Below are 9,866 nucleotides of genomic sequence, written 5' to 3'. Positions count from 1 at the left end.
TCGCCCGCCGCGGCACCGGGCTGCGCGACGGGCTGCTGCGCTGCAGCGCACCGCTGGTGCGCTGAACCGACGCGCCGGGGTCCCCCGCCCGGGCGGGGCCCCGCGTCAGAGGAAGGTGACGTCCTGCGCCAGCAGCAGCTGCCCGGAGGAGTTCACCGTGTTCGTGGCGCGGCGCATGTACGCCTTCCACGCGTCGGAGCCGGACTCCCGGCCGCCGCCGGTCTCCTTCTCCCCGCCGAACGCGCCGCCGATCTCCGCGCCGGAGGTGCCGATGTTGACGTTGACGATGCCGCAGTCGGAGCCGTCGGCGGCGAGGAACCGCTCGGCCTCGCGCTGGTCGGCGGTGAAGATGCCCGACGACAACCCCTGCGGGACGTCGTTGTGCAGGGCGATCGCCTCCTCGAACCCCTCGTAGGTGAGGACGTAGAGGATCGGCGCGAAGGTCTCCTCGCGCACCACGTCGGCCTGCGCGGGCATCCGCACGATCGCGGGTTCGACGTAGCACCCGCCCGGCGCGCCCTCCACCTCGCGCCGGCCACCGCCGGCGAGCACCTCGCCACCGGCGGCGCGGGCGCGCCGCAGCGCCTCGTCGAAGCGGTCCCCGGAGGAGGCGTCGACCAGCGGGCCGACGAGCACGGCCGGGTCCAGCGGCGAGCCGATCGGCAGCCGCCGGTAGGCCGCGACGAGCCGCTCCAGCAGCGGTTCCGCGACCGAGGTGTGCACGATGAGCCGGCGCAGCGTCGTGCAGCGCTGCCCGGCGGTGCCGGCGGCGGCGAACACGATCGCGCGGGTGGCCAGGTCCAGGTCGGCGGAGGGCGCGACGACGGCGGCGTTGTTGCCGCCGAGCTCCAGCAGGCTGCGACCGAACCTGGCCGCGACCCGCGGACCCACCTCCCGGCCCATCCGGGTGGAACCGGTGGCGCTGACCAGCGCCACCCGCGGGGAGTCCACGAGCGCCTCCCCCACCGCGCGGTCGCCGAGCAGCAGGCCGTGCAGGCCCTGCGGCGCAGCGGTGTCGGCGATCGCCCGCGCCAGCAGCGCCGAGCACGCCAGCGCGGTGAGCGGGGTCTTCTCCGACGGCTTCCACACCACGGCGTCGCCGCAGACGAGCGCGATCGCGGTGTTCCACGACCACACCGCGACGGGGAAGTTGAACGCCGAGATGACGCCCACCACGCCGAGGGGGTGCCAGGTCTCCATGAGGCGGTGGCCGGGGCGCTCCGACGGCATGGTGCGCCCGTACAGCTGGCGGGAGAGGCCGACGGCGAAGTCGCAGACGTCCACCATCTCCTGCACCTCGCCGAGCGCCTCGGAGCGGATCTTGCCGGCCTCCAGGGCGACGAGGTCGGCGAGGTCCTCCTTGCGCTCGGCGAGCAGCCGGCCGAGCCGCTTGACGAGGCCGCCGCGCACCGGCGCGGGCGTGGTGCGCCAGGTGCGGAACGCCTCGTCGGCGGCGGCGACGACGCGCTCGACGTCACCGGCCCCGGCGGCGGGCAGCCGCAGCAGCTCCTCGCCGTTGAGGCAGGTGACGGCGGGCAGCCCTGCAGCCCCCGCGCGGGCCTGCAGCGCCTCCTCGGGCACCCCGCAGGCCCGCAGCGCCCGCAGCGCCGCGGCGCGCAGCTCGGCCGGCGGCGGCACGCGGGTGGCGCTCGTCGCGGGGCGGTCGTCGGTGCTGGTCATGCGGGGTTCTCCTGCGGGCGCTCGGTGCTCGGGGTCGGGTCCAGGGTGGTGGCGTCCAGGCGCAGCTGCGCGGCCAGGGCCCGCAGCGAGGCGTGCCGCTGCTGCGCGCAGTGCGCGACCGGGTCGGTGACGGGGCGCTGCAGCACCTCCGCCATCCACGCCTCGTCGCGCGCGCTGCCCGCCAGCGCGGTGTCCTTGGTGCCCTCGTCGGTGAGGTTGGACCGGAAGATGCCCGCCGCCGAGCGGGGCAGGAAGTCCTCGTAGACCACCGGGTCGCGCACCACGAGACCGGCGCGGACGAGGTCGTGCACGCTCGCGCCCGGATCGGCCGCGCCGCGGGCGCCGGGGAGGAGGCGGTAGGTGAAGACCCCGAACCCCCGCCGGTCCAGCTCGTCCTCGCTGCGGGGCAGCCGCTCGGCCCACACCCGGGCGGCGACGTCGGCGCGCACCCCGCCCGGCTCGGCCGCCAGCCGCCGGTCCACCTCGGCGACGGCCTCGTCGTGGGCGGCGCGACCGGCCGCGGTCAGCGCGATGCCGCGCGCCTCCACCTCCCCGAACCGCACCCGCAGCGCACCGGTGGTGACGCTGCCGTCGGCCTCGCGGAAGCGGCGAGGCTCCGACAGCGCGCGGAACGAGGTCTGGCGCAGCAGCACGTCGGGGCCGTCCCAGCGCGGTGGCCCCTGGATCTCGTCGATCATCTCGATGCCGCGCTCGGACATCCGCCGGTACAGCTCGTCGATGTCGAGCACGCGCGGGGTGAGGTGGTTGACGTGGGTGGAGGCGACCCCGCCGATGTCGGCGGCCACCGCGGAGACGCGGGACAGCTCCGCGTACCAGGCGCGGTCCACCGGTTCGGGGGACAGCTCGAACGCCGCGGTCGCCAGGCGCAGGTACTCCGCCGCCTCCCCGGCGGGCAGCTCCCCGGCGGCCTCCGCCCGCGCCGCCAGCTCCAGCAGCCGCGGCGGGAACAGGGTGCGCCGGGCGAGGAACGCCTCCAGCCGGGTCTGCAGGTCGGCGTCGAAGAACCGCCGGTCGTCGGCGACGAGGACGGAGGTGAAGACGCGGAAGGGGTTGCGCGCCAGCTCCTCCACCTCCAGCGGCCGGAACGCGGTGGAGACGACGGGCACGGAGCTGGCCGAGGCGTCGCGCAGGTCGTAGAAACCCACCGGGTGCATGCCGAACCCGGCGAACACCGCGGCGACCTGGCGCAGCTCCTCGCGGGTGCCGACGCGGATCGCGCCGTGCCGCTCCGCCGTGACGCGCGCGGCGGAGCCCAGGCGCTCGGCGGCGGCGCCCCGGCTGCGCAGCACGTCGGCGTTGACCTCCGTCGCCACCTGCACCAGCGTGGTGTAGGCGGGGACCTCGCGGCCGTACATCGCCGACAGGGAGCGGGCGAAGGCGGCCCGCAGCGCCCACCGCGGCACGGCAGCACCGCCCGGCACCGCGCCGGGCTCCGTCTCCTTCTCCGTCGTCGTCACCACGTCCTCCTCAGGCGCCCAGCGCGGTCAGGACCCGGTCGACGGCGGCCACGCCGGCGTCGAGCTCGGCGGCCTCGACGGTCAGCGCGGGGCGGAACCGCAGGCTGCGGGTGCCGCAGCCGAGGACGAGGACGTGTTCCTCCGTGCGCAGCCGTGCCACGACGGCGTCGCGCAAGGCGGTGTCCCGCAGCGTGAAGGCGCACATGAGGCCGCGGCCGCGGACGTCGGTGACGACGTCGTGGCGCTCGGCCAGCCCGGCGAGGCGGGCGCGCAGGTGCTCGCCGAGGACACCGGCGCGGGCGATGAGCCCCTCGGCCTCGATCACCTCCAGGACGCGGCGGGCGCGCACCATGTCGGTGAGGTTTCCGCCCCAGGTGGAGTTGATGCGGGAGCCGACGCGGAACACGTTGTCGGGCACCTCGTCGACGCGGCCGCCGGCCATCACGCCGCACACCTGCGTCTTCTTGCCGAAGGCGACGACGTCGGGGGTGAGGTCGAGCTGCTGGTACGCCCAGGCGGTGCCCGTCATCCCGCAGCCGGTCTGCACCTCGTCGACGACGAACAGCGCGTCGAAGGAGTGGCACAGCTCCTGCAGCGCGCGGAGGAACCGCGGGCGGAAGTGGTGGTCGCCGCCCTCGCCCTGGATCGGCTCGACGATGGCGCAGGCGATGTCGTGCGGGTCGGCCTCGAACGCGGCGCGGGCGGCGGCCAGGGCGGCGCGCTCGCGCTCGGCGACGTCCACGCCGGAGGCGGTGTAGGGGGCGGGGATGCGCGGCCAGCCGAACGTCGGGAACCGCGCGACCTTGACGGGGTCGGTGTTCGTCAGCGACATCGTGTAGCCGCTGCGGCCGTGGAAGGCGTGCTCCAGGTGCAGGACCTTCGCGCCGAGGGCGGGGTCGAGGCCGTGCGCCTCGTTCCAGCGGGACTTCCAGTCGAAGGCGACCTTGAGGGCGTTCTCCACGGCGAGGGCCCCGCCCTCGACGAAGAACAGGTGCGGCAGCGCCGGGTCGCCGAGGACGCGGGCGAACGTCTCGACGAAGCGGGCCATCTCGACGGTGTAGACGTCGGAGTTGCTCGGCTTGTTGAGCGCCGCGCGCAGCAGCTCGGCGCGGAACGCCTCGTCACCGGCGAGCGCGGGGTGGTTCATCCCGAGCGCGGAGGAGGCGAAGAACGTGAACAGGTCCAGGTAGCGGCCGCCGTCGCGGGCGTCGACGAGGGTGGCACCGCGGGAGGCGGCGAGGTCGAGGACGAACTCGAAGCCGTCGGCGAGCAGGTGGCGGCCGATGACCTCGTGGACCGCTGCGGGGGCGAGCGCGGCGCGGGGAGCCACCACGTCGGCGGGGTGCTCGGCGATCTGCGTCATGGCAGCAGCGTAAGCCGAAGACTTCCGGCACAACAAGCCATCGACAGGAAGTCCTACGGCCAAACTGACCGAACGACGTCATTCCACCGGCGCATCACTCCGCGGGCGGGATCCGGTCCGCGAAGGCCACGCTGCGCCGCTCGAAGGAGGTGCTGAGCACGACGGTCGTGCGGGTCCGCACGTTCGCGGTGGCGCGGATGGCCGCCAGCAGCTCCTCCAGCGCCCGCGGGGACGCCACCCGCACCAGCAGCAGGTAGCTCTCCTCCCCCGCCACCGAGTAGCACGCCTCGATCGCCGGCAGCGCCGTGAGCCGCTCGGGGGCGTCGTCCGGCTGCGCGGGGTCCAGCGGGGTGATGGCGACGAACGCCGCCAGCGGCAGGCCCAGCGCCTCGGGGTCGACGTCGGCGGAGTAGCCCCGGATCGCACCGCGCGCCTCCAGGCGGCGCACCCGGGCCTGCACCGCCGAGACGGACAACCCGGCCGCCGCGGCCAGCGTCGTCAGCGTCGCCCGCCCGTCCTCCGCCAGCACGTGCACCAGCAGCCGGTCGATGCCGTCGTCGAGGACCTCAGCCACGGACGGAGGCTAGCGGGCCGCGTCCGGGACGAGGGCCGGACGCGGCGGCGCCGCGGCGGGAGAGGTCCGCCGCGGCGCCGTCGGGATCGTGGGATCAGTACGGGCAGGTGCTGCGGTACTCGCTGATCGCCAGGCTCGCGGCGGGCGCCGGGCACAGGAACTGGTCGTAGCGGGTGTCGTCGTCGACGAACCGCTTGAGCCAGGAGATGGAGTACGACGCGATCGTGGTGTCGGAGGTGTTCGGGGCGAAGTGGCTGGCCCCGCGCAGCTCCAGGTACGCCTTGTCCGTGGTGGCCGGCAGCGAGGCGTAAAAGGGCTCGGAGTGCGACGCCACCGGCGCCACGGAGTCGTTCTGCGCACCGATGACGAGGGTGGGGGTCGTCACCTCCGGCCAGGTCTTGTCCAGGTTCCACGGCGTCATCGGGATGATCGCCTGCAGGGACGGGTCGTCCTTCGCCGCCTCCAGCGACCCCCCGCCGCCCATGGAGTGGCCCATCACGGCCAGCCGGGTGGCGTCGATCCGGGTGCGCACGCCGCTGCTGGTCGTCAGGTAGCGCAGGGCCGCCCGCAGCTGGTCACCGCGGGAGCTGGGCCGGTCCGACGTCGTGAGGGTGTCGATGGTCATGACGACGAACCCCTGCGAGGCCAGCCGGGGGCCGAGCCAGGCGATGCTGGACTGCCGGGCGGTGTAGCCCGGGGAGATCACCACGGCGCCGAAGGTGCCCGCGGTCGTGGTCGTCGGGTAGTAGATCGTGCCGCCGCCGAACCCGGAGACCGCGAAGCGCGACACGGTGGTCTGCGAGGTCGCGAACGAGCCGCGGGTGGCCTCGATGCTGGCGCGGGTCGGCGCCGGGCCGCGCTCGTAGGGGTTGGTCGCGGCGGAGGCGGGCGCCTGCACGCCGAGCAGCGACGAGGCGGCGACCGCCGCGGCGGCGAGGGGCAGGCCGAACCTGCGGGCGAGGAGCTTCACGGGGTCCCTCCACGGGGCGAGGAGTCGGAAAGCGGTGCCCGGCGCCGGACGGCTGGAACTCTAGGGTTGCCCTACCGATCGGTCAAGCAATTCTGGCGCCCGGTGGGCGCGGATACCCTCCGGCCGTGGACAGGCCGGAGGAGACGTCGTGACGCAGACCCCGGACGCGGGCGGCGCACCGAAGGAGGACGGGCGCCGGTTGCGCTACCGCCACCGGCGCGAGGAACTGCGGCAGGCGGCCACCGAGCACGCCCTGGAGCACGGCATCGCCTCCCTCTCGCTGCGCACCGTCGCCGAGACCGCCGGCGTCAGCCACGCCACGCTGGTGCACCACTTCGGCACCAAGGAACGCCTCGTCGCCGAGATCGTCGAGGAGGTCCTCACCCGGGCGTTCAGCTCCCCCGGGCTGGTCGCCGGCGACGAGGACCCGCTGCGCGCCCTGTGGCGGCACGCCACCTCCGAGCGCGGCCTGCGCTCCCTGCGCCTGTTCGCCGCCGTCACCGGCCACGCCCTGCACGACCAGCCGGAACTGGCGGCCGCGGTGCGCCGCTCGCTGGACGAGCGCACCGCGCTGCTCACCACCGGGCTGCGGCGCGCGGGCTGCCCCGCCGCGGAGGCGGCGCCGCTGGCGACCCTCGCGCTGGGAGCCATGCGCGGCCTCGTCGCGGACCTGCTCGTCACCGGCGACCGCGCACGCGTCGACGCCGCGGTCGAGGTGCTGCTGGCCGACCTGGCGCGGCGGGCCGCCACCTGGCGGGCACCTTAGGATCACGGGCCCGTGGAACCCTGGGGAGCCCGGTTGTACGGCGATCCGTGCACGCGGTGCGCGTGGTCCTGGTCCGGCGACGCCGCGGCCGACATCGCCTACGTGCGCGAGGTGCCCGCACGCTACGCGCGGCTGCTGACCGGTCGGGCGGGCACCGAGCGCCACCCGGACCTGGGCTGGTCGGTGACCGGGTACGTGTGCCACGTCGGGGACAACCTGCGCCAGTGGGCCGAGCGGGTCGCCGGCGTCCTGCGCGGGGGCGATCCGCGCGTGGCCGGCTACGACCCCGACGCGCTGGCGGCGGCCCGCGGCTACGAGCGGACGTCCCTGCCCGCGGCCCTGTGGTCGCTGGAGCGCAGCGCGGCGGCGTGGGTGCAGGTGCTCGGCGAGGCCGTGGCGGCCGGCGTCGTCCTGCAGCACGCCACGCGCGGGCCGCAGCCCGCCGCGGACGTCGCCGGCAACAACGCCCACGACGCCCACCACCACGAGTGGGACGTCCGGCGCAGCCTGGCCGCCTCCGCGGCGCCACCGGAGGTCTAGGGGTTCCCGGCCGGCCCGGCCTCGGGTGGGCGCGGGCGGTCCTGCGGGTGCGCCCGCACCGCCAGGAGGGCGACGTCGTCCTCCGCCGACGGGGCGAGCTCGGCGATGAGGGCGTCGCAGAGCCCGGGCAGCGGCAGCTCCGCGAGACGGGCCCCCGCCTCCACCAGCCGGCGCAGGCCCTCGTCCAGGGTCTCACCGCGGCGTTCCACCAGCCCGTCGGTGTAGAGCACCACCGTCGCGCCCGGGTGCAGCGCCTCCGCGTGGTCGCTGCGGGGGACGTGCGGGAGCAGGCCGAGCATCAGGTCCTCGGGGCGGCTCAGCAACCGGGCGGGCGCACCGGGCTGCAGGAGCAGCGGCGGCGGGTGGCCGGCGTTGGACCAGCGCAGGGTGCGCAGGCCCGCCGCCGACTCCTCCGGGGCCTGCTCGACCCGCGCGAGGACCGCCGTCGCCAGCGTCGTCGACCCCAGGTCGGCGAGGGCCTCGTCGAGGGCGGTGAGGACCTCCGCCGGGGAGCGGCCGAGGGCGTGGGCGATGCCGCGCAGCGTGTTGCGCAGCTGCCCCATGGCCGCCGCGGCGAAGCGGTCGTGCCCGGTCACGTCACCGATGACGAGGTGGGTGGCCCCGTCGCGGGAGGGGAAGGCGTCGTACCAGTCGCCGCCGACGTGGGCCTCCTGCGCCGCGGGCACGTAGCGCGCCACGACGTGGAGGTGGTCCGGCTGCGGCGGATCGGTGAGCAGGGAGCGCTGCAGGGTCTCCGCCAGGGTGCGGGTGGCGCTGGCCCGCTGCCGTTCCGCCTCCAGCCGCCGCACCCGTTCCAGCGCCTGGGCGCACTGGGCGGCGACGGCCTCCAGCAGCTCGGTCTCCTCGGCGCCGAAGACCTGCGGCTGCGCCCAGCCGAAGGCCACGGCGCCGAGCGGGCGACCCGCGGCGCGCAGCGGCAGGGCGGCCCACGCCCGCAGGCCCGCCGTGCGCACCGCCTCCGCCCCCACCGCGGGGACCGGGGCGGCCCGCGAGGCGTCGGGCACGAGCACCCGCGCGCCGCGGGCGGCCGCGGCGACGGCGAGGGGGGAGTCCGCCGGCAGCAGCCCACCGTGCAGGGCCGAGCGCTCCCCCAGGCTGTCGGCCAGTTCCAGCCGGTCGTCGTCGCGGACGGTGCCGACGAGCACCGCGGTGGCGCCGACGGTGGCTCCCGCGCGGCGGAAGAGGACCTCGAGCAGGTCCGCGCTCGTCTCGGTCGCGGCGAGCTCGGAGGCCAGGGCGGCCAGCCCGGCCAGCCGGCGGGCGGTGCGGCGCTGCTGCTCCCCCACCTCGCGCAACCGGGCGTTGGCGCTCTCCAGCTCCCGGGTGCGGGCGAAGAGGTCGGACTCGACCTGCGTCACCCGCTCCCGCCAGCGGCTGCCCCGCGCCGCCTCCAGCCGGGCCTCGTCGCGGTCGCGCACGTACTCGGTGATGTCGTCCGACCGGTGCAGCAGGAGCACGACCCGCCCCCGCTCGTCGAGGACGGGGACGTTGCGGGGGCTCCAGTACCGCTCGACGTAGCCGCCGTCGGGCATCGGGATGTCGTACTTGGTGACGGGCATCAGGTCCGGCCGGCCGGTGTCGCGGACCCGCTCCAGGGACTCGCGCAGCATCCGGATGCCCTCCGCCGCCGGGTCGTCGGGGGCGGCCGGGAAGACGTCGAAGAGGTTGCGCCCGACGGTGTCCTCGAGAGTGGTGGCGGTGGCCTCCAGCCGCGCCCGGTTGGCGTGCACGATGACGAAGTCTGGGGTGAGGAGCAGGAACGGTGCGGGCGCCTCGTCGAAGACCTTCGCGAAGTCCACCTCCGGCAGCCCGCCGGTCCCCCCGCCGACCACCCCGTCGACCACCCCGTCCCCCTCCCGTCCCGGACGCCCACCCCCGCGTGCCACCACGGCCGGGGCCGTGGTCCAGACAACCAGCGACGGCGACGGCGGGCGAGCGGGGAGGCGGCGCCACCCGGCCGCCCCGACGGCGCGACCGGCCCCCTAGGCGTTCCGGCCGCGCGCCGCGACCGGCCAGCGGTCCACGACCGCACCGGAGGCGGTGACGACGAGCTCGTCGGCGAGGTTGACGGCCGCGCACACGTGGTTCGGCGCCACCCGCAGCAGCGCGCCCAGCTCCGGCAGCGGCTCCCCCGCGGGCCAGCCGATCGTGGCGTGGTGCTCGGAGAGGGCGACCACCCGCGCCCCGGGGTGGTCCGGCAACCGCCCGTACCCGCTGGCCCAGGCGGGCCGGTCGGCGCCGAGGACCTTGCTGCCGGCGTCGACGACGACCTCGCGGCCGTGGCGGCTGACGACGGTGGCGGCCGCGGTGAGCGCGACGTCCGACCAGCCGGCCACGCCGAGCTCGACCTGCTGGGCGTCGTGGAAGGCGTACACCCCCGGGCGCACCTCGCTGAGCGCGCCGGTGGCGGCCAGGTCGGCGGTCGGGGTGGAACCGCCGCTGCGCACCCCGCCCGGCACGGCCGCCGCCCGCAG

At 76.3% G+C, this 9,866-nt stretch carries 9 protein-coding genes; 2 read left to right on the top strand and 7 right to left on the bottom strand.

Going from position 1 to position 9,866, the window contains the following annotated elements; all coding sequences use genetic code 11:
- Positions 1 to 105 precede the first annotated feature (105 nt).
- The 5 genes from amaB to ABEB16_RS01180 all read right to left on the bottom strand — a co-directional run bounded on the left by amaB (position 106) and on the right by ABEB16_RS01180 (position 6,065).
- Positions 106 to 1,680, bottom strand: coding sequence for an L-piperidine-6-carboxylate dehydrogenase (amaB, locus tag ABEB16_RS01200; RefSeq protein WP_345710452.1), 1,575 nt, complete (start codon positions 1,678 to 1,680; stop codon positions 106 to 108).
- The gene (gene hglS / locus ABEB16_RS01195) at positions 1,677 to 3,158 is read right to left on the bottom strand and encodes a 2-oxoadipate dioxygenase/decarboxylase (protein WP_345710451.1); all 1,482 of its coding nucleotides are present in this window, start codon (positions 3,156 to 3,158) and stop codon (positions 1,677 to 1,679) included. Before hglS ends, amaB begins: the two co-directional genes overlap by 4 nt.
- Positions 3,159 to 3,168: 10 nt before the next feature.
- Positions 3,169 to 4,521 (bottom strand): L-lysine 6-transaminase, encoded by a 1,353-nt coding sequence (gene lat / locus ABEB16_RS01190; RefSeq protein WP_345710450.1) that lies wholly within the window; start codon positions 4,519 to 4,521, stop codon positions 3,169 to 3,171.
- 94 nt (positions 4,522 to 4,615) lie between these two features.
- The gene (locus tag ABEB16_RS01185; RefSeq protein WP_345710449.1) at positions 4,616 to 5,095 is read right to left on the bottom strand and encodes an Lrp/AsnC family transcriptional regulator; all 480 of its coding nucleotides are present in this window, start codon (positions 5,093 to 5,095) and stop codon (positions 4,616 to 4,618) included.
- 94 nt (positions 5,096 to 5,189) lie between these two features.
- Positions 5,190 to 6,065 carry a poly(ethylene terephthalate) hydrolase family protein gene (locus ABEB16_RS01180; RefSeq protein ID WP_425560071.1) on the bottom strand — a complete coding sequence of 292 codons (876 nt, stop codon included), beginning with the start codon at positions 6,063 to 6,065 and terminating at the stop codon, positions 5,190 to 5,192.
- 148 nt (positions 6,066 to 6,213) lie between these two features.
- On the opposite strand from ABEB16_RS01180, the gene ABEB16_RS01175 reads away from it, so the two are divergent.
- Both ABEB16_RS01175 and ABEB16_RS01170 read left to right on the top strand, forming a co-directional pair.
- Entirely contained in the window at positions 6,214 to 6,831 is a 618-nt protein-coding gene (locus ABEB16_RS01175; RefSeq protein ID WP_345710448.1) for a TetR/AcrR family transcriptional regulator, read from the top strand.
- A gap of 12 nt (positions 6,832 to 6,843) precedes the next feature.
- Positions 6,844 to 7,371 (top strand): DinB family protein, encoded by a 528-nt coding sequence (locus tag ABEB16_RS01170; RefSeq protein WP_345710447.1) that lies wholly within the window; start codon positions 6,844 to 6,846, stop codon positions 7,369 to 7,371.
- On the opposite strand, the gene ABEB16_RS01165 is transcribed toward ABEB16_RS01170, so the two are convergent.
- Complete coding sequence (locus tag ABEB16_RS01165) at positions 7,368 to 9,236, bottom strand: SpoIIE family protein phosphatase (RefSeq protein ID WP_345710446.1); 1,869 nt, start codon at positions 9,234 to 9,236, stop codon at positions 7,368 to 7,370. The genes ABEB16_RS01170 and ABEB16_RS01165 overlap by 4 nt on opposite strands.
- Before the next feature lie 138 nt (positions 9,237 to 9,374).
- Positions 9,375 to 9,866 (bottom strand): type III PLP-dependent enzyme domain-containing protein (locus ABEB16_RS01160; protein WP_486335969.1); only part of this gene is annotated, 492 nt, incomplete at its 5' end.

This window comes from Kineococcus glutinatus, from assembly GCF_039542765.1.
In the GTDB taxonomy this organism is placed as follows: domain Bacteria; phylum Actinomycetota; class Actinomycetes; order Actinomycetales; family Kineococcaceae; genus Kineococcus_A; species Kineococcus_A glutinatus.
Note: the sequence above shows the minus strand (reverse complement) of the source record. Positions and strands in the feature narration are given on the sequence as shown.